Raw genomic sequence first — 20996 nt, 5'->3', positions numbered from 1 at the left:
GTGGCTAAAAATTCAATTAATAAAAGGGAATTACAAGAATTTTTTCTCGATAATTTCCATAAAACGTTCTTCGTATTCTTCTTTTCCTTCCCAGTTATTGTAGTCTGGTTTTACCATATCTCTAATGAAATCTCGGGTTTCATAAAAGGTGTTAAAAGTGATTAATTGGTTCAACACTCGGTTGTAATCTTCAGGATCGTTCCCAAAAAGATGTTTGGTAAAAGCGATTCTATCATTCAAATCAATGTTGATTCCTTTGGCTAATTTTTCGTTTAGCGATACCGATTTAGACGTTTCTTCTTCAGGCAGTTCCATTTCGTCAAGATCAAATGCAACAGCTTCTATTTCTACCTCCTGCTCTTCTTCAATTGGAGTTTCAAAAGTGTTACTTTCTACTTTTACAAAAAGGTCGTCACTAAAGTCACCGCCAATTAATTCTTCGAAAGAAATTTGAACTGCTTCTTGTTTTGGCGCTTCTTCGATTAATTCTTCCTCTTCCTCTTTTTCTAATTCAAAAGCTGGGATGAATGGCATTTCGGTATCTTCTTCATCTTCATCATCTAAGGTTTCCAAATCTTCGCTTTCTTCAAAAACAGGCTCCTCCATTTCGGTCATTTCTTCTTGTTCCTCTTCTTCAAGAACCAATTCAGGAGTTTCCTCAATTTCAGGAATGTTAATTTCTTCTATGGTGATGGCTGTAGGCACTTCATTTTCAATTGCTTCAAAAGCAGCTTCTAATTTTTCTTCTATTGCTACTTGCCCAATGGTAGGTTTGCTATCGCCAAAATGCTCGTCAACAAAACGCAATAACGCTAGTTTTTCATATAATTTTTGCGATTCCAAATACAATTGATTGATATCAGACTTGTTTTTTAATTGTAAAATTCGGTGTGCAATGCTGATTAAATCGGCTTCCAATCTTTTTTTCATCTCGTAAAAATTAAACTATATGGCTTGTTTGGTTTGAGTACTATTTTTTGTTTTTATTTCGGTAAACTAGGGACGGTGCTTTAGAATTTTTTTTTACATTTGGAATCACGTAAAAGTATAAAATTTTACAATCAATTGAAATCCTAAATAGGAATTAAAACGATTCCTTTTTTAAGTTATAAAAATAGCGCATGTTTCTTGAAAATACAGTAAATCATAAAGAACAATTTGGTTGGATTGAAGTCATCTGCGGCTCTATGTTTTCGGGTAAAACAGAGGAATTGATCCGCCGATTAAAGCGCGCTCAATTCGCCAAGCAAAAAGTAGAGATATTCAAGCCTGCTGTCGATACTCGTTATCATGACGAAATGGTGGTGTCCCACGACTCTAATGAAATTCGTTCTACCCCAGTTCCAGCTGCAGCTAATATTGCGATTTTGGCTCAAGGTTGTGATGTGGTTGGTATTGACGAAGCCCAGTTTTTTGATGATGAAATTGTACGTGTTTGCAATGATTTAGCTAACCGCGGAATCCGTGTGATTGTGGCGGGTTTGGATATGGATTTTAAAGGAAATCCTTTTGGGCCTATGCCAGCTTTAATGGCTACTGCCGAATATGTAACCAAAGTACATGCAGTCTGCACCCGAACAGGGAATTTAGCCAATTATAGTTTTAGAAAAACCGATAATGATAAATTAGTGATGTTGGGTGAAACCGAAGAATACGAACCCTTAAGCCGCGCAGCCTATTTTCATGCGATGAAAAAAAATGAGGAGAAGTAAATAGTCTTCTTTTAATTATAATCAAATCTTGTACAAAAAAACTTAAAATTGTCATTCCGAATTTATTTCGGAATCTATAAATTACAATTAAATCAATTATTTATAGAAACTGAAACAAGTTCAGTTTGACAAGAATAATACTTTTCAGATTACATTTTCTTCCGCATTCTCGCCACTGGTATATCGAGTTGTTCACGATATTTCGCAATGGTTCTACGGGCAATAGGGTAGCCTTTTTCTTTTAGAATTTCAGCCAATTGATCGTCGGGAAGGGGTTTGTGTTTATCTTCTTCTTCAATGACATTTTGTAAGATCTTCTTGATTTCTAGGGTAGAAACATCTTCACCTTGATCGTTTTTCATTGCTTCAGAGAAAAACTCTTTGATCAATTTGGTGCCATAAGGTGTTTCTACATATTTACTATTGGCAACACGAGAAATCGTTGAAATATCTAAGCCTACTAAATCAGCAATGTCTTTTAAAATCATCGGTTTTAACTTGGTTTCGTCGCCCTCTAAAAAGAATTCTTCTTGATAATGCATAATCGCATTCATGGTCACAAAAAGCGTTTCTTGACGTTGGCGAATTGCATCGATGAACCATTTAGCCGAATCTAATTTTTGTTTGATGAACTGTACTGCTTCTTTTTGCTGATTCGATTTATCTTTGGAAACCTTGTACGTCTGTAACATTTCTTGGTAATCTCTAGAAACGTGCAGGGAAGGGGCATTTCTACCATTTAAACTCAATTCGAGTTTACCTTCTACAATTCGGATAGCAAAATCTGGGACTACATTTTCAGTTATTTTATTGTTTCCTGTGAAAGAACCTCCTGGTTTTGGATTCAGTTTTTCAATTTCGTGAATCGCTTTTTTCAGTTGGTCGTTAGAAACATTGTATTTCTGTAATAGTTTGTCGTAATGTTTTTTGGTAAAAGCATCAAATTGGTTTTCGATAATATCAGTGGCCAGTTCGATGTTTTCGGTTGGAGTTTTGTGTTTGAGTTGCAACAACAAACATTCTTGTAAATCACGTGCTCCAACACCAGAAGGTTCTAATTCGTGAATAACATGCAAGAGACGTTCTACCGTTTTTTCATCGGTGTACACCGCTTGGGTGAAAGCCAAATCATCGACAATATCAGAGATGCTTCTGCGAATGTAGCCCATGTCATCAATACTTCCTACCAAGAATTCTGCTATTTCTCGGTCGGATTCCGTTAGGATAAACGTATTAAGTTGGTTGATTAAATCTTGGTGAAAACTAATCGGTGCAGCAAAAGGCGCATCGTGGTCTTCATCGTCATCACTGTAGTTGTTCGTTTGTGTTTTGTAATCGGGAGTGTCACCGTTGCTTAAATAATCGTCTATGTTGATTTCTTCGGCATCGATGCGTTCCGATTCGGCTTCGTCATAATCGTCATAGTCTTCCGTTTCAAACTCGTCCTTTACATATTCCTCTTCTTCTTTACCCGCTTCAAGTGCTGGATTTTCGTTCATCTCTTCCAATAAACGTTGCTCAAAAGCTTGCGTAGGCAATTGAATTAACTTCATCAACTGAATTTGTTGAGGAGATAATTTCTGGGATAGTTTGAGATTTAGGAATTGCTTTAGCATTTATTTTGTTTAAAAGTTTATGGGTTTAAAAGTTTAAAAGTCTAGAAAAATTAAACTTATAAACTATTCAACTTTTACCTTTTTTTAGAACTCCGCACTACCTGGCGTTCTTGGGAAAGGAATTACGTCACGAATATTAGTCATACCCGTTACAAACAACACCAAACGCTCAAATCCAAGTCCGAAACCAGAGTGTACCGCTGAACCGAATCGGCGGGTATCTAAGTACCACCACAATTCTTCTTCGTCAATCCCCAATGCTTTCATTTTTTCGACCAAGACATCGTAACGTTCCTCACGTTGCGAACCTCCTACAATTTCTCCAATACCTGGAAAAAGGATGTCCATAGCACGAACGGTTTTTCCGTCTTCGTTCAAACGCATGTAAAAAGCTTTGATATTCGCCGGGTAATCAAATAAAATTACCGGGCATTTAAAGTGTTTTTCTACCAAATAACGCTCGTGTTCTGATTGTAAATCGGCACCCCATTCGTCAATGATATAACTGAATTTTTTCTTCTTATTTGGAGTAGATTCTCTTAAAATTTCGATAGCCTCTGTATAAGAAACGCGTTTGAAATTGTTTTCCAAGACAAAATTTAATTTGTCTAACAACGCCATTTCGCTACGTTCTGCTTGAGGTTTTTGTTTTTCTTCGTCTAGCAAACGACCTTCTAAAAATTTCAAATCATCTGGACATTTGTCCATCGTGTATTTAATTACATACTGAATGAAATCTTCGGCTAAATCCATGTTGTCATCCAAATCATTGAACGCAACTTCTGGTTCAATCATCCAAAATTCAGCCAAGTGGCGAGACGTATTCGAATTTTCAGCTCTAAAAGTAGGTCCGAAAGTATAAATTTGGCCCAAAGCCATCGCAAAAGTTTCGCCTTCTAATTGTCCAGAAACGGTAAGGTTCGTTTCTTTTCCAAAAAAGTCTTTTTTGTAATCTACTTTTTCTTCTTCAGTTCTTGGTGTATTGTCAAAAGGCAAAGCCGTTACTTTGAACATTTCTCCTGCTCCTTCTGCATCTGATCCTGTGATGATTGGTGTATTCACATACACAAATCCTTTTTCTTGAAAATAGGTATGAACGGCATGTGCCAAAACTGAACGCACACGCATAATAGCACCAAAAGCATTAGTACGAACTCTTAAATGCGCATTTTCACGCAAGAATTCCAAGGAGTGTTTTTTAGGTTGCATCGGAAATTTTTCTGCATCTGAGTCACCTAAAATTTCCAATTTTGAAACTTGAATTTCATATTTCTGTCCAGCTCCTTTGCTTTCTACCAAAGTTCCCGTAACCGACACCGAAGCGCCTGTTGTAATGCGTTTCAATGTTTCTTCAGCCGTGTTTTCAAAATCGACTACACACTGAATATTGTTGATTGTTGAACCATCGTTCAACGCAATAAATTGATTGTTTCTAAAAGTTCTTACCCATCCTTTTGCATTTACTTCTTGAAGTGTCGATGAACTGTTTAGTAAGTCTTTAACTTTTGTGTGTTTCATTTTTATGGTATTGATATTAAAAATCAGCTTTATAAGCTGCAAATATAATTGTTTTTGTTTTTTTATAGAAGCTATTTCCCGCTATCCGCTGTATCTTTTTATTGCGTAACCTTCGAGAACCTCAGTTTACTCAATAAAAAGGATACCGCTCCCGACGCTTCGGGATAGGGGCTAGCGTTCTTGTTTTTCGAGATTGTCTATTTCTTCGTCAGAATGTTCAATGATATCGATTTTGGGTTCAATAAACTCTTGTTCGTTGGCCAAGGTTTTATTTAATGTCAAAACCAATGCCGGTAACAACATTAAATTGGACAACATTCCGAATAGTAAAGTCAAAGAGATAAGTCCGCCTAAAGCAATTGTACCGCCAAAACTCGATAACATGAATACTGAAAACCCAAAGAACAACACGATCGAAGTATAGAACATGCTTAATCCAGATTCGTTAAAGGTAGCATACACCGACTTGCGAATTTTCCAATTGTTCTTTATTAATTCCTCACGGTATTGCGCTAAAAAGCGAAGCGTGTCATCTACGGAAAGCCCAAACGCAATTCCGAAAACTAAAATTGTTGAGGGTTTCAACGGAATGTCTAAAAAGCCCATAATTCCAGCCGTTAATAATAATGGTAATAAGTTTGGAATTATAGAAACCAAAACCATTTTGAACGAACGGAACATAAACGCCACCAAAAGGGCTGTTAAGAAAAAAGCAAAGATCAAGGAAGAAAGTAGGTTGTCTAAAAGATAACCCGTTCCTTTTTGGAACACCAATGCTTTCCCAGTGATTGTCACATGATAACGATCAGGTGGAAACAATTTATCTGCTTTTTTGCGAATTTCTTCTTCAATTTCAGGTATTTTGCCGCCATTCTCATCGCGCATAAATGTGGTAATACGAGCATATTGACCTGTGGAATCCACATAACTCTTCATCAAATTATCTTTGTTATTTTTAGTCGCATTTTTGGCATACGATAAAATAAACACCTGCTCTTGCGAAGTAGGCAATTCGTAGTATTCGGGATTACCGTTGTAATACGCTTGTTTCGAATATTTGACCAAATTGACAATCGACATGGTTTTGGATAATTCCGGAATTTCTTCAATGGTTTGTTCCAATTCTTCCATTCGCTTGAGGGTGGATAATTTCATTACCCCTTTTTTGCGTTTGGTATCAATCATTATTTCCAAAGGCATTACGCCGTCAAATTCTTTTTCGAAGAAAATAATATCTTCAAAGAAAGGTTCTTTTTTAGGCATGTCTTCAATCAAACTGCCTGAAATACGCATTTGGAACACTCCGATTATTCCGAAAATAAGCAACACAATTGCCGCTACATATATCGAAAAGCGATTGTATTTTACATTACGTAAAATCCAGTCCATAAAACGTTTTACTGAGCCTCGCTCTAAATGTTTGGTATGACGGTCTATAGGAGCTGGTATATAACTGTGAAAAATAGGAATTACAATAATGCACAAAAAGAAGAGTCCAATAATGTTTATCGAAGTTACAACTCCAAATTCTAATAAAAGTTGGTTGTTAGATGCTACAAAAGTGGCAAAACCGATTGCAGTAGTCACATTGGTCATTAAGGTAGCCATACCAATTTTGGTTGTAACCCGTTGTAATGCCTTGGCTTTATTGCCGTGAACCTTGTATTCTTGATGGTATTTATTGGTCAAGAAAATGCAATTCGGAATTCCGATTACAATTATTAACGAAGGAACTAAGGCCGTTAAAACCGTAATTTCATAATTGAATAGTCCTAAGAAACCAAACGACCACAATACGCCAATAATTACAATAATCATCGAGATTAGAGTAGCTCTAAAACTTCTAAAGAAGAAAAAGAAAAGTAATGAAGTTATCAATAAAGAAGCACCAATGAAAAGGCCAATTTCTTTTACAATTGTTTCTGCGTTTAAGGTTCGGATATAGGGCATACCCGATACGCGTAAATCAATATTGGTTTCTTTTTCAAAAGCTTCAACAGCAGGGACCAATCGCTCAATAACAAAATCTTTTCGCGCAGGCGTATTCACAATTTTTTTATCCAAATAGATTGCCGAACGAATACTACCTGATTTTTTATTAAAAAGAAGACCTTCGTAAAAAGGTAAATCGGTAAAAAGTTCTTTTTTTATTTGTGAAAGATAGGCTTCGTTTATGGTTTTGGAAGGATCAACAAAAGGTACTAATTCAAATTTTTCAAGAGAATCATTGCGTTGTAATTGTTGAAGATCGTTTATCGAAATGGCTAAATCAACTGCTTGGTCATCTTTTAATTGGTTCATTAATTTGGTCCAAGAAGCAAATGCTTTGGGCGTAAAAATCGCATCATCTTTGATTCCGATAATGATGAGGTTGCCTTCTTCTCCAAATTTATTTAGGAATGCATTGTACTCAATGTTGACGATATTGTCGTCTGGCAACATATTCGCTTCGGTATGAGTAAAATGAATGTTTTTCCATTGGGTTGCCAATAATCCCGTTATTACTAACACGATAGATAGCATTAAGACCCTATTTCTAAGGACAATTCGGGCAAACAATTCCCAAAAACCGATACTAAACCACTTGATCATTAATTTGTAATTTTAACGATGCAAATGTAGGCAAATAGGCTTGATTTTCTTTATTTTGATTGGTTTGATTTTATTCTTTAAAAGATTGTATAGTGTGTTGTATTAAATTTAGGTTACTATTTATATTACTATTATAATTGCTATATTTGATTTTTACATCTTTGTGTAGAATAAAGTAGTTTTAAGAGGTATGAAAAATTATAAAAACGGAGCATTTTATTTATTAGTTACTGGTGGTTTCTCTGCTTTGATATATTGGATTATCAATGAAGGTAAAAATCTAGAGGCAAATAAAACTATTATTAAATCTGGAATTGAAAATGGTTCTTGGAATGATTTTTTAGATTCTATGCTCCATAATTTAAAAGACCCATTGGCAATTCTTTTGGCTCAAATCGTAACGATTATTTTAGTAGCTCGTTTTTTTGGTTGGGTATTTAAAAAGATTGGTCAACCTACTGTTATTGGAGAAATTATTGCGGGAATTGTTTTAGGCCCATCCTTATTGGGGATGTATTTTCCGGAATTTTCAGCTACTTTATTTCCTGTTGAATCATTAGGTAATTTAAAATTTCTTAGTCAAATAGGCTTAATTCTATTCATGTTTGTTATTGGAATGGAATTGGACTTGAAAGTACTAAAAAACAAAGCAAATGAAGCTGTTGTAATAAGTCATGCCAGTATTATATTCCCATTTGCATTAGGAATTGGGTTAGCTTACTTTGTTTATGATAAGTTTGCGCCAGAAGGAGTTAAATTTATGTCTTTCGCCTTGTTTATGGGAATAGCGATGAGTATTACTGCTTTTCCTGTCTTAGCACGAATTGTTCAGGAACGGGGATTACAAAAAACCAGACTAGGAGCTATTGCAATAACATGTGCCGCGGCAGATGACATTACTGCTTGGTGTTTATTAGCTGTTGTAATTGCAATTGTTAAAGCCGGTACTTTTGTAAGTTCGTTATACATCATTGGATTAGCTGCAATATATGTGCTCACCATGTTGTTTGTGGTTAAGCCTTTTTTAAAGCGTATAGGCGAGCTGTATGTTACTAAGGATACTTTGGTAAAACCGGTAGTAGCTATTTTTTTTCTTACACTAATAATTTCTTCATACGCCACAGAAGTAATTGGTATTCACGCACTTTTTGGAGCCTTTATGACTGGAGCGATTATGCCAGACGTTCCTAAATTCAGAACCATTTTTATAGAAAAAGTAGAAGATGTTTCTTTGATTTTACTCTTGCCTTTATTTTTTGTTTTCACGGGTTTAAAAACCGAAATAGGATTAATTAATGATCCTTATTTGTGGAAAGTAACTGGTTTTATTGTCTTGGTTGCTGTAGTAGGTAAATTTTTTGGAAGCGCTTTAGCGGCGAAGTTTGTTGGACAATCATGGCGGGATAGCTTTACGATTGGAGCCCTAATGAACACTCGTGGTTTGATGGAATTAATCGTATTAAATATTGGATTGGAACTTAAAGTATTGACTCCTGAAGTATTTACTATGATGGTTATTATGGCTTTGGTAACTACTTTTATGACGGGTCCAGCTTTGGACTTTATTAATTTTATTTTCAAACAGAATGAAGCTGAAGTGCCTGAAATCATTGTGAATAGTAATAAATACAAAGTATTAATTTCTTTTGGAAATGACGAGAAAGGAAAATCATTATTGCGCTTGGCTAATTGTTTAACAAAAAAACAAAAAAAGACTACCTCAGTAACGGCGATGCATTTATACTTAAGTGACGAAATGCATACGTTTAATACTGAAGAAATTGAAAAAGAGAGTTTTGTAAGTTTGCTTGAAGAATCGAAATCGCTAAACCAAGAAATAGATACCTTATTTAAAGCGACATTGGATATCGAAAATGAAATTACAGAGGTTGCTAATCAAGGAGATTATGATTTGTTATTGGTTGGTTTAGGGAAGTCAATTTTTGAAGGAACGCTTTTGGGAAAAGTAATTGGTTTTACCACCCGAATTATTAATCCGGATAGATTAATAGACAAGTTTACAGGAAAAGAAGGGCTGTTTGAAAATTCTCCTTTTGATGAAAGAACCCGACAAATTATATCCAAAACGAAAATGCCTCTTGGTATTTTAATTGATAAAGATTTACAAAATGTAAATGAAGTTTTTGTGCCAATTTTTACTTCTGAAGATTCATTCTTACTAGATTATGCTCAAAAATTGATTTTCAATAACAGTTCTAAAATTGAAATTTTAGATGTTAATGGCGACGTTCAAAACAATTTTGTAATGCAAAGCGTTGTAGAGTCTTTAGAAAATAAATATCCCAATAATATCAAGTTGATGCAGGAAGATGGTGTAAAAAAAGAGTTTTTAGCTTCAAAGGATATTATGATAATTAGTCTTGAAAGTTGGAAATCACTAGTTGATTCTCAAAGTGATTGGTTGAGTGGAATTCCTTCGGTGTTAATTTTAAAACCCTAAATTCAAGACATAACTTATTTTTATAGCGATATTATCTTCGAATTTTGCCAAACCATTCGGGCCGTATCGATAAAAACCAACTAAACCAATTCCTTTATAAATTTGGTTTAATTCAATTCCGGATTCAAAATAACCTTGATTGAGTGTCTTAAAGTCTAGTCCAATATGACGCTCTGCATGATGCAAATTTCCCCACGCCATTCGGGTTACAAACACAAAAGAAGGTTTTACTTTCTTGAAAAGAGTGATGCGTTGAAAACCGTGCTTCAATTGAAAATAAACATATTCGCTGGAGAAAAATTCATTATAAAACATCGTTTCAAAACTGTTTTTACCAGCGAAAGTAACGCGTTGAATAATCGTTTCTCTTGTAATATTATTTGGTGAAATACTATATAAATGGGTAAGGGGTAATTCGCCAAAAGCATAGCCAGACTGAATAAATACACTGGTTTTTTGCCTATTGAGATGTTTTCTTTCCAACTCTGTTTTGAGGTCAATTTTTCCAAAAGAGAAATCGTTGAGTTCACCGTCTGCTATAGATTTAGTGAATTGAAAGGTAAAATTTGGAAATCGTTTTTCTACTTCCACTCTTCCATTTGGGGTTTGCATATAATCACTAAACGGACTCCATTTTAAAGAAACCATAGCCGTGGTCATGGCGAAGTTAGTGTATGTCTTTCCATTCAATAAATAGGCATAGTTGAATTTAGGCTCTACTTTAGCCGTGGCAATTTCCCAAATGCTTTCTGTCTTCGGAATGAATTTGGTTTCTACAAAAGCTTTCCAGCTTTTGGAATTATAAAAGGTGCTTATGTTTAATGGTCTTGGGTCATAGATTTTAAATCCTTGTTTGTCTATAGCGTAAACGGTACTTGCAATTTCCCTCACATCGTCTGTGTAGGAAACTCCAATCCAAGAATTAGTTGGTTCACTTAGTAGAGTCCCAACTCCTAAATGATATTTAAAATTACCGTCTTTTGTTCCGTAAGCGGTGTATCCATCTATTTTTAATCGTTTTGAGAAGCGATCATTAGTTACTCCTCCTAGACCAATTCGAAATCCTTCGTAGTTATTAAAACTAAACAATTTTCGCAAATCCAAATCGAAAGCACCCGTTGGTAGGAATCCATTTATTAGTCGGCGACCAATGGTAATTTTACGCTCTAGTTGATTTTTTATTGCAATACTATCTAATACAGTGTAAGTTCGTTTACTTCGAATGTCCAAGCTGTCTTTTCGGTAGGTATTCCAAAACTCATCTGTTCTGTTAATGGCATCTTTGCTAATTTCCAATGCAATAGCACCTTTTTTTAATTCGACTGGCTGATTCAATTGAATCTCGAAATTGGCGCTTTTAGAAAATAAATAAATATAATCCGAAGCTCCTTTTTTTCTTGGTTTAAAGTCTTTTTCAGTATCGCCTTCAAACTCAATAGTTCCGCCTAAAAGTTTTAAATCATCATCATTATTTCCCTTTACGATTTTAAATGATTTACTGGACGGGAACCAAACTTTCTCTTGAGGTAAAAAGTTAAAATCATGTGTGCCACTAATATCTAATACCCCTTTAATGCGCATTATAGCTTTGGCAATTCCGTAGGTATTTTGATCGATATACAGTACACCTTCAAGTCCTTGCGATTTATTTTTTTTCTTGTTTTTAAAATGAATTAGGTACACATTTCTTCCGTCAATTGCAGTAGAGTCAAGCAATTGGTACTTGTACTCTTTAATGGCATCATTTGCAATTGGACTGTTGTATTTTGTTTCAAAGAGTTCGTAATTGGAATCATAAATGGAAAAAGATTGGAGTTTAAAGCCTAAAATTTCATAAATAGGTTGTTTTAAACCGGCCATTTTAGAACCTAAAATAGTTTCTTTTAGGTGGTTATTTTTATATTGGTAAAGGGACACTTTTTCAGTTTGAAACAAATGTTGTTTCTGAATCATTTTTTTGAATTTGTAATTCGAAGAGTCCGCTTTGATGCTGTTTTTACTAGTGATTAAAGTGTCGATTTTAGCACTAATTGAATCAGGATTGGCTGTAATTACTAACGAATTATAACATTTGAATTCAAAAGCAGTTACGCGTTTTTGTGGATTGTTTTGCTCTTTTAAAGCAATTGTTTTTCTAATAATTGCTACTGCAGGATTTTCTCGCGGAATGATTACTTCTTGCAAATCATTGGTATTTTGTTGCAAGGAAACGAGATAAAATGACTTTCCATTTTCGATTAAAACTCTTTTTTTATCATAACCAATGTAGGAAATGGAAAACTCGTTTATTGGTGCTATGGAAGAAATAGAAAACTTTCCATCCACATCAGCAATGGTATTCTTGCCTGAAGGAGTTGTAATTGAGGCAAATGGCAATACTTTAGCAGTTGCTGCATCTTTCACAATTCCATTCAATTGAAATTGTGCATGGATAGACAACGAAAATAATATAATAATGCAATACCAATACTTCATAAACAGCGCTTTATATTTAAGCAGTACAAAAGTAAGCATAAAAAAATCCGCCTAACAACTCAGGCGGATTTTAATTTTACAGTAAAAAAGGGATTATACTTTCATGATTTCAGCTTCCTTTTCAACTAGAAGTTCGTCAATTTTTTTGATGAATGCGTTAGTTAAGTTTTGAACTTCGTCTTCGGCACTTTTGCAAATATCTTCTGAAGTCCCTTCTTTTTCTAATTTTTTAATATCAGTATTAGCGTCTTTACGCGCATTTCTAATTCCGATTTTTGCGTCTTCAGCTTCAGCTTTAGCTTGTTTCGCTAATTCTTTACGTCTTTCTTCTGTCAATGGCGGGACGCTAATAATTACCATATCTCCATTATTCATTGGATTGAAACCTAAGTTAGCAATCATAATTGCTTTTTCAATAGGCTGCAACATATTTTTTTCGAATGGCTGTAAAGTAATTGTTCTAGCATCAGGAACACTGATTTTAGACACTTGTGAAAGTGGTGATGCCGATCCGTAATAATCAACAAACACACTGCCTAACATAGCAGGAGAGGCTTTTCCTGCACGAATATTTTGAAATGCTTTTCCTAAGTGTTCTATAGAACCTTCCATAGATTCTTTAGTACTATCTAATATAAATTCAATTTCTTCAGTCATTTTTCAGATTATTTAGATTTATAGATTATTTAGATTTTTAGATTCTTTTGGTCTAACTATCTAAGAAGTCTATTCTATCTTATTAAATATTTACTACAGTTCCAATGTTTTCGCCTTCGCAAATTTTTATCAAGTTACCTTCTTTATTCATGTCAAAAACTACAATAGGTAATTGATTTTCCTGACTTAAAGTAAAAGCAGTGGTATCCATTACATTCAATCCTTTGCTCAATACATCTTCAAAAGAAATATAATCGAATTTTACGGCAGCAGCATTTTTCTCAGGATCACAATCATACACCCCATCCACACGAGTACCTTTTAAAATTACGTCAGCATTCACTTCAATTCCACGTAATACAGCTGCAGTATCTGTTGTAAAGTAAGGATTTCCTGTTCCTGCTCCAAAGATTACAATTCTGCCTTTTTCAAGGTGGCGAACAGCTCTTCTTTTGATATAAGGCTCTGCAATAGATTCCATTTTTAAAGCGGTTTGCAAACGCGTTTTCATTCCTTTGTCTTCTAAAGCGCCTTGCAAAGCCATGCCGTTAATAACAGTCGCTAGCATTCCCATATAATCTCCTTGCACGCGATCCATCCCAGAACTTACGCCAGCAACTCCTCTAAAAATGTTTCCTCCGCCAATTACAATGGCAATTTCAACACCTTTGTCATGAATCATTTTGATCTCATCAGCATACTCTGCTAATCTTTTAGGGTCAATTCCATAATTTAAATCGCCCATTAAAGCTTCACCACTTAATTTTAGAAGAATTCTTTTGTATTTCATGAGTTGGTTGAGTTATTTGCTGCAAATATAGTTATATTCTCATTTTTTGAAATAGTGTTTTAAAAAAATAATTGATGGTTTTTCTGTATAATGTAATAATTGTTACGGACAATATGAATACTATCGACTATCTTCGGTATATTAAAAGTAGAAAAATGAAAACATATATTGCCAAAGCTTTATTTAATAGCTATTCGTATTTAGAATACAGAAAATTAACGGCCGATTTATTGAAAGAAGGAAAATCTACAGCAACAGTACAAACAGAAGAAATGACTCATTATAGCGAATTGAATGAGTCTAGAATGCGCCGATTGGATAAGACCATTAAAATTTCCGATGCGACTATAGTTAAATTAAACAATTTAAACCATCATTACATTTGGCTTGTGCTTACTGAGAGTTGGTGTGGAGATGCAGCTCAGATTCTGCCAATTTTGAATAAAATGGCTGTAGCGTCTAATGGAAAAATCGACATGAAATTAGTGCTGCGTGATGAGCATGAAGAATTAATGAATCATTTTTTAACCAATAAAGGCAAAGCTATTCCAAAACTAATTTGTATTGATAAAGCAACAGGGTCAGTAGTTGCAGATTGGGGGCCAAGACCTCAAGGAGCCGTTAATTTGATTAAAGAGTACAAAGAACAATTTGGAACTATTGATGAAACCGCTAAAGCCGATTTGCAATTGTGGTATTTACACGATAAAGGGATAAGTACCCAGAATGAAATTATGGAATTAATATGAAATAATTTATCGGGACTTTATATTTTAATCTTTTTTACAGATTTAATACTTTTCGGAGAACGACTACCATGAAAAGCTCGAAGCACTTCAATTCGGCTAGGTTTAATTCTATAAATTATTAAATAAGCACCTAAAATAATATTCCGATATAATTTAGATTTGGTTTCTAAATGTCGACACTCTGGATGAAGGAGGTATTGAGTTTCGAGATTTTTAACGATTAATTTTAAATCTTCATAAAAATTTAAAGCTGCATTTTCGCCAAATGTAATTTCTCCATATTCAAAAATATCTTGTACATCTAATAAGTAATATTTGGAACGTATTACTTCTTTTTTTCCGATCTCCATTTTTTAAATCTTTCGTCAAACTCCTTTTCAGAAATAAACTCTCCTTCCTCCGCTTCTTTAATTAAAGAAACAAATTCGTCTTGGGACATTGGTTTGCCTGGAGTTGCTAGATTTTTGGGTTTTTTGATGGATGTTTTCATTGGGATGGAGTTTTAATAATAAAGTAAAAATAAGAAAAAACGTTTTACAAAGTTCTTATTCAGTGGATTTTAACTCATATTTTTTCTCAAACTCCTCAGGGGTTAATGCATTTTGGACATCGTAGTTGCCAATTTTTGTTCTTCGTAAAGCCGTTAAATGCGATCCAGATTGCATTGCTTTTCCAAAATCAAAGGCTAGCGAACGGATATAAGTTCCTTTGCTGCAAACGACTCTAAAATCAATTTCAGGTAATGCAATTCGGGTAATTTCAAATTCGTAAATCGTCGTTTTTCTCGAAGCAATTTCTACTTCAACACCCGCTCTTGCATGTTCGTAGAGGCGAACCCCCTCTTTTTTAATTGCTGAAAAAACAGGTGGTTTTTGGTCAATTTCGCCTAAAAATTGTTCTACCGTTTTATGAATAAGAATTTCATCAATATGAGAACTAGGGTAGGTTTGATCAATTTCGGTTTCTAAATCATAGGAAGGCGTTGTGGCTCCTATGAAAAAAGTACCCGTATATTCTTTAGCTTGTGCCTGGATTTCAGTGATTTTTTTGGTGAATTTTCCTGTGCAAATAATCAATAAACCCGAAGCCAAAGGATCTAAGGTTCCGGCATGTCCAATTTTGAATTTTTTGGGTAAATCAAAACGTCGCTTTAAAATGTATTTCAATTTGTTTACCGCCTGAAAAGAAGACCAAGTTAAAGGTTTGTCAACTAGTATAACTTGACCGTTTAGTACTTCTTCAGCTGTTTTCAAAGTGACTATTTTATAAATGAAAAATAAAACAATAAGAAAGTTCCAACTACAATTCGGTACCAACCCCAAGGTTTGAATCCGTATTGTTTGATAATTTCTATAAAGAATTTGATAGCTAAAATTGCGACAACAAAAGCCACAATATTACCAATTAGAAACAATTGAATGTGGTTGTCCGATTTTAAAATTAATTCATAGCCTTTCATTTGAGAAGCTTCGTATGTTTTTAAAAAAACCGAATAGCAAGTTACCGCAAGCATTGTTGGAACTGCAAGAAAGAAAGAGAATTCTGCTGCCGCATGACGACTTAAACCTTGTTGCATTCCGCCAATAATGGAAGCGGCAGAACGGCTGGTGCCTGGCATCATGGCTAAACATTGCCAAAAACCAATGGTAACCGCTTTTTTAATTGTAATATCTTCTTCTTGCAAAACAGTTGGGTTCTGAAATTTGGAATCGATAAAAAGTAATACGATACCTCCAATAATTAATACAATGGCAATTGGAATCGGGTTTCCTAAAACAGCTTCAATAGCATCGTCAAATAATTTTCCTAATACTAAAGCCGGTAAAACTGCAAAGGCTAATTTGATAAAAAAGTTGAATTTAGAAAAGTCAAAGAATTTTCTCCAATACAATGCAACAACAGCCAAAATAGCACCAAACTGAATAGAAACCTGAAAAAGTTTCACAAAATCATCTTCTTGGATTCCAAAATAGGAACTCATAAAAACCATGTGAGCGGTGGATGAAACCGGCAGGTATTCTGTTAAACCTTCAATTATAGCAATTAAAATAGCTTGTAATGTATTCATTTATGCTTTTTTTGGGTTTTTCAAAATAGCATAAATGGTAATTCCAAAACCAATTAAAACAGTAGTTGGAGCCAATCTAATGCGTCTAAAACTAAACACATCTTCGTTAAACACATTTGGATCATCACTTCCTCCGCCCGACATTAGAATAAATCCCAACGCAATTACGGCAATACCAATCAGTAAGATTTTATAATTTACTTTTTCAAAAAGAAATTCTTGTTTGTTTTCGCTATTGTTTTTCATTGACATTGAAAATTATTTTTTAAAAATAGTGACTAGAATTGGTTGAAATAACCAACTAACCCAATCAACAACTACACTTTTTTAGTACAAATCGTCTGTTCGTAAATTCAAGAAGCGTTGTGTTGCAAAATAGGTACTCAACCAAGTGATTAAAACCCCAATTGCAAATACAGCAACCAAAACTAGAGCAATAAGCAATTGGTCGTCAAGAAGTCCTAGGTTAGGGAAGTTGCTTTCCAAATAAATTAAAACTCCAATTAAAGCCAAAACAGCCAATCCAGCTCCAATCATTCCTAAACGAACACTTCGCAATACAAATGGTTTTCTAATAAACGCTTTGGTAGCGCCCACCATTTGCATGGTTTTGATGATAAAACGATTGGAATGAATAGACAATCTTAATGAACTATTGATTAATAAGACAGCAATTACTGTAAAAAATCCGCTGATGATTAGAATCCACATGCTGACTTTCTTGATATTGTCATTAACTAAATTGACTAATTGTTTGTCGTAAACAATATCTGAAATCATTGGGTTTTTTCGCAACTGACTTTCCACTTTTGCAATACTGTCTTTGTACACATAGTCGGCTTTTAAGTGAATGTCAAAGGAGTTTTGCAATGGATTTTCACCAAGAAAAGTCACAAAATCTTCTCCAATAATATCGGTATGTTGTTTAGCAGCAGCATCTTTTGAAACGTATTCGAAGGTTTTTGCAAATGGCGCTCTTTTTAGTTCGGCATTAAAGGATTTGATAATAGTATCATTTGCTTCATTTTTGAAAAATACAGTCATTGCAATATTTTCTCTAAAATCGTCGGCTAATTTTTTAGAATTGATAATGAAAAGCCCTAACATTCCTAATAAAAAAAGTACTAAGAATACACTTAACACTACTGAAAAATAAGAGGAAATTAAACGGCGTTTTTGAAATTTATCGTAAGAAGAACTCATAGTTTGTGAAAATTATGTGGTAAAAATAATAAAGAATTTCTTTATTTAAAGTTAATATCGTTCAAAGTTTTAACTTTCGTACAATAAACGTAAATTTGGCAGCTGAAATGGTAAAAGTAATAGCAACCTTTTCTTTTATATTTAAAAACCAACACATTTTTAGTTGACTCAACAACTGAGATAAATTGATATACAATGAAATACAATCCGAACGAAATTGAAGCGAAATGGCAAAAGTATTGGGCAGAAAATCAAACTTTTGCAGCGCAAAATAATTCTGATAAACCCAAACATTATGTGTTAGATATGTTTCCTTATCCATCAGGAGCAGGCTTGCACGTAGGACATCCTTTAGGGTATATTGCTTCGGATGTGTATTCAAGATACAAAAGACACCAAGGATTTAATGTGTTGCACCCAATGGGGTATGACAGTTTTGGATTGCCAGCAGAGCAATATGCTATTCAAACGGGACAACGTCCAGAAGATACTACTTCAGTAAATATTGATGGTGGTGTTGACAAAGAAGGAAATCAAATTGCGGGCTACAGAAAACAGTTGGACAAAATTGGATTTTCGTTTGATTGGAGTCGCGAAGTGCGTACGTCTAATCCCGATTATTACAAACACACTCAATGGATTTTTATTCAATTATTTAATTCTTGGTACAATAAAAATTCAGACAAAGCAGAAGATATTTCGACTTTAATAGCTGTATTCGAAAAAGAAGGGAATGCAAACGTCAATGCGGTATGTGATGATAACATTGCTCCATTTTCAGCTTCAGAATGGAATGCATTTTCAACAGAGGAACAACAAAAAATACTCTTGCAATACCGTTTAACCTACTTGGCAGAAACTGAAGTAAATTGGTGTCCAGGATTAGGAACCGTTTTGGCGAATGACGAAATAGTAAATGGCGTTTCTGAACGCGGTGGATTTCCGGTGATTCGTAAAAAAATGACCCAATGGAGTATGCGAATTTCAGCTTATGCTGAACGTTTATTGCAGGGTTTAGAAACCATTGATTGGACAGAAAGTATCAAAGAGAGTCAACGCAACTGGATTGGAAAATCGGTTGGGGCTATGGTCTCTTTTAACGTCATTGCGAGCGAAGCGAAGCAATCTATAGAGGTCTTTACTACTCGTCCTGATACGATTTTTGGTGTAACATTTATGACTTTGGCACCAGAGCATGAATTGGTTTCGCAAATTACCACTCCAGAGCAAAAACAAGCAGTTGAAGAATATATTGAAAAAACAGCCAAACGTTCCGAGCGTGAGAGAATGGCTGATGTGAAAACCATTTCAGGTGTTTTTACCGGAGCTTATGCTGAACATCCTTTTACAAAAGAGCCGATTCCAGTTTGGATTGGCGATTATGTATTGGCAGGATATGGAACAGGAGCAGTAATGGCAGTGCCTTGTGGAGACGAAAGAGATTATGCTTTTGCTAATTTCTTCAAAGGTCAAAACGGAATGCCAGCAATTAAAAATATTTTTAACAAAGACATATCAGAAGCGGCTTATGGAGACAAAGGCGGCTTTGAATTAGTAGATTCCGACTTTTTAAACGGTTTAGGATACAAAGAAGGAACGAAAAAAGTAATTGAAGCCTTAGAAAAAATTGGACATGGAAAAGGAAAAACAAATTACCGTTTGCGTGATGCTGTTTTTTCTCGTCAGCGTTATTGGGGAGAACCATTTCCAGTGTATTATGTCAATGGATTACCTCAGATGATTGACGCACAACATTTGCCTATTATTTTACCTGAAGTGGCTAATTATTTACCTACGGAAGATGGTTTACCACCTTTAGGGAATGCAACTACTTGGGCGTGGGACACTAATCAGTGTTCAGTAGTTAGTAATCAGTCGATAGACCATAAGACAGTTTTCCCTCTTGAGTTAAACACCATGCCGGGTTGGGCCGGAAGTTCATGGTATTGGATGCGTTATATGGATGCACACAACGAAAACGAATTTGCTAATCAAGATGCTTTGAAGTATTGGGAAAGTGTGGATTTGTACATTGGCGGAAGCGAACATGCAACAGGACATCTATTATATTCTCGTTTTTGGAACAAATTTTTAAAAGACAAAGGGTTTGCACCAACAGAAGAACCGTTCAAAAAACTGATTAATCAAGGGATGATTTTGGGGATGAGTGCTTTTGTATATCGTTTGGACGGAACGAATACCTATGTTTCGAAAAATCAGATTAAAGGTCAAAATGTACAACCCATTCACGTGGATGTTAATTTGATTAACAGCTCTGATGAGTTGGATATTGAAGCGTTCAAAAATTGGAGAGAGGATTATGCAAATGCTAAATTTATAACAGAAGAAAATGGGAAATACATTGTAGGTCGTGAGATTGAAAAAATGTCTAAATCCAAATACAATGTCGTTACGCCTGATTTGATTTGTGCCGAATATGGTGCTGATACTTTGCGTTTGTACGAAATGTTTTTAGGACCATTAGAACAAGCGAAGCCATGGAATACTGCTGGAATTTCAGGAGTGTTTGGTTTCTTGAAAAAACTATGTCGTTTGTATTTTGACGATAATGGTTTGATAGTAACGAATAATGAGCCAACAAAAGACAATTTAAAATCCTTGCACAAGACAATTAAAAAAGTAGCCGAGGATATTGAAAGTTTTTCATTCAATACTTCAGTTTCTCAGTTTATGATTTGCGTAAACGAATTGTCTACACAAAATTGCCATGAAAGAGCGATTTTAGAACCATTAGCGATTTTAATTTCGCCTTATGCACCACATATTGCTGAAGAATTATGGTCGTTATTAGGTCATTCAGATTCGATTGCAACGGTAGCTTTTCCAAAATTTGAAGCAGTTCATTTGGTTGAGAGTAACAAAGAATATCCAGTTTCTTTCAACGGAAAAATGCGTTTCACAATTGAATTGCCTTTGGATTTAACCAAGGAACAAATAGAAGAAATTATAATGAAAGACGAACGCACCTTGCGTCAGTTGGATGGAAGAACGCCAAATAAAGTAATTATTGTACCTGGAAAAATTATAAATTTAGTTGGGTAGAAAATTATAAGTTATAAATTAATCTGCGAATCTGTGGTTCAAATTTGACCGCAGATTCGTAGATTTTTTATTTTAAATTACCCATCAATCCA

At 34.7% G+C, this 20996-nt stretch carries 17 protein-coding genes; 4 read left to right on the top strand and 13 right to left on the bottom strand.

The window, feature by feature from the left end; translation table 11 throughout:
- Window positions 1–30: 30 nt before the first annotated feature.
- Window positions 31–930 (bottom strand): hypothetical protein, encoded by a 900-nt coding sequence (locus LPC20_RS01775; RefSeq protein WP_229325906.1) that lies wholly within the window; start codon window positions 928–930, stop codon window positions 31–33.
- A 191-nt stretch (window positions 931–1121) separates the two neighbouring features.
- On the opposite strand from LPC20_RS01775, the gene LPC20_RS01770 reads away from it, so the two are divergent.
- Window positions 1122–1712: a thymidine kinase gene (locus LPC20_RS01770; RefSeq protein ID WP_229325904.1), complete on the top strand. Its 591-nt coding sequence runs from the start codon at window positions 1122–1124 to the stop codon at window positions 1710–1712.
- Between the two features lie 149 nt (window positions 1713–1861).
- Here the strand turns inward: LPC20_RS01770 and rpoN are convergent, their stop codons facing one another.
- The 3 genes from rpoN to LPC20_RS01755 all read right to left on the bottom strand — a co-directional run bounded on the left by rpoN (window position 1862) and on the right by LPC20_RS01755 (window position 7438).
- Window positions 1862–3328, bottom strand: coding sequence for an RNA polymerase factor sigma-54 (rpoN, locus tag LPC20_RS01765; protein ID WP_229325902.1), 1467 nt, complete (start codon window positions 3326–3328; stop codon window positions 1862–1864).
- An 84-nt stretch (window positions 3329–3412) separates the two neighbouring features.
- Entirely contained in the window at window positions 3413–4846 is a 1434-nt protein-coding gene (gene asnS, locus LPC20_RS01760) for an asparagine--tRNA ligase (RefSeq protein ID WP_229325900.1), read from the bottom strand.
- Between the two features lie 171 nt (window positions 4847–5017).
- Window positions 5018–7438, bottom strand: a complete 2421-nt coding sequence (locus LPC20_RS01755; protein WP_229325898.1) for an efflux RND transporter permease subunit — start codon at window positions 7436–7438, stop codon at window positions 5018–5020.
- A 190-nt stretch (window positions 7439–7628) separates the two neighbouring features.
- Between LPC20_RS01755 and LPC20_RS01750 the strand changes: the two genes are divergently transcribed.
- Entirely contained in the window at window positions 7629–9899 is a 2271-nt protein-coding gene (locus tag LPC20_RS01750; protein WP_229325896.1) for a cation:proton antiporter domain-containing protein, read from the top strand.
- On the opposite strand, the gene LPC20_RS01745 is transcribed toward LPC20_RS01750, so the two are convergent.
- The 3 genes from LPC20_RS01745 to pyrH all read right to left on the bottom strand — a co-directional run bounded on the left by LPC20_RS01745 (window position 9888) and on the right by pyrH (window position 13821).
- Window positions 9888–12374, bottom strand: a complete 2487-nt coding sequence (locus tag LPC20_RS01745) for a DUF5686 family protein (RefSeq protein ID WP_229325895.1) — start codon at window positions 12372–12374, stop codon at window positions 9888–9890. The two genes, LPC20_RS01750 and LPC20_RS01745, sit on opposite strands and share 12 nt — an antisense overlap.
- A 93-nt stretch (window positions 12375–12467) precedes the next feature.
- Entirely contained in the window at window positions 12468–13031 is a 564-nt protein-coding gene (gene frr / locus LPC20_RS01740; protein ID WP_229325893.1) for a ribosome recycling factor, read from the bottom strand.
- A gap of 82 nt (window positions 13032–13113) precedes the next feature.
- Window positions 13114–13821, bottom strand: a complete 708-nt coding sequence (pyrH, locus tag LPC20_RS01735) for a UMP kinase (protein ID WP_229325891.1) — start codon at window positions 13819–13821, stop codon at window positions 13114–13116.
- A 155-nt stretch (window positions 13822–13976) separates the two neighbouring features.
- On the opposite strand from pyrH, the gene LPC20_RS01730 reads away from it, so the two are divergent.
- Complete coding sequence (locus LPC20_RS01730; protein WP_229325888.1) at window positions 13977–14570, top strand: thioredoxin family protein; 594 nt, start codon at window positions 13977–13979, stop codon at window positions 14568–14570.
- Between the two features lie 17 nt (window positions 14571–14587).
- Here LPC20_RS01730 and LPC20_RS01725 read toward each other — a convergent pair whose 3' ends face one another.
- From LPC20_RS01725 to LPC20_RS01700, 6 genes are all read right to left on the bottom strand, one after another.
- Window positions 14588–14920 (bottom strand): type II toxin-antitoxin system RelE/ParE family toxin, encoded by a 333-nt coding sequence (locus LPC20_RS01725; protein ID WP_229325886.1) that lies wholly within the window; start codon window positions 14918–14920, stop codon window positions 14588–14590.
- Window positions 14896–15060 (bottom strand): hypothetical protein, encoded by a 165-nt coding sequence (locus LPC20_RS01720; RefSeq protein WP_229325884.1) that lies wholly within the window; start codon window positions 15058–15060, stop codon window positions 14896–14898. Before LPC20_RS01720 ends, LPC20_RS01725 begins: the two co-directional genes overlap by 25 nt.
- Window positions 15061–15115: 55 nt before the next feature.
- Entirely contained in the window at window positions 15116–15823 is a 708-nt protein-coding gene (gene truB / locus LPC20_RS01715) for a tRNA pseudouridine(55) synthase TruB (RefSeq protein WP_229325882.1), read from the bottom strand.
- Window positions 15824–15828: 5 nt separating this feature from the next.
- Entirely contained in the window at window positions 15829–16638 is an 810-nt protein-coding gene (locus LPC20_RS01710) for an undecaprenyl-diphosphate phosphatase (RefSeq protein WP_229325880.1), read from the bottom strand.
- Entirely contained in the window at window positions 16639–16884 is a 246-nt protein-coding gene (locus LPC20_RS01705; protein WP_229325878.1) for a DUF3098 domain-containing protein, read from the bottom strand.
- A gap of 81 nt (window positions 16885–16965) precedes the next feature.
- Entirely contained in the window at window positions 16966–17841 is an 876-nt protein-coding gene (locus LPC20_RS01700) for a cell division protein FtsX (protein ID WP_229325876.1), read from the bottom strand.
- A gap of 195 nt (window positions 17842–18036) precedes the next feature.
- On the opposite strand from LPC20_RS01700, the gene leuS reads away from it, so the two are divergent.
- Window positions 18037–20904, top strand: a complete 2868-nt coding sequence (gene leuS / locus LPC20_RS01695; protein WP_229325874.1) for a leucine--tRNA ligase — start codon at window positions 18037–18039, stop codon at window positions 20902–20904.
- Window positions 20905–20996 lie beyond the last annotated feature (92 nt).

Origin of the sequence: Flavobacterium ammonificans, from assembly GCF_020886115.1 — a bacterium.
In the GTDB taxonomy this organism is placed as follows: Bacteria; Bacteroidota; Bacteroidia; order Flavobacteriales; family Flavobacteriaceae; genus Flavobacterium; species Flavobacterium ammonificans.
This window is presented reverse-complemented; position numbering and strand designations above follow the sequence as displayed.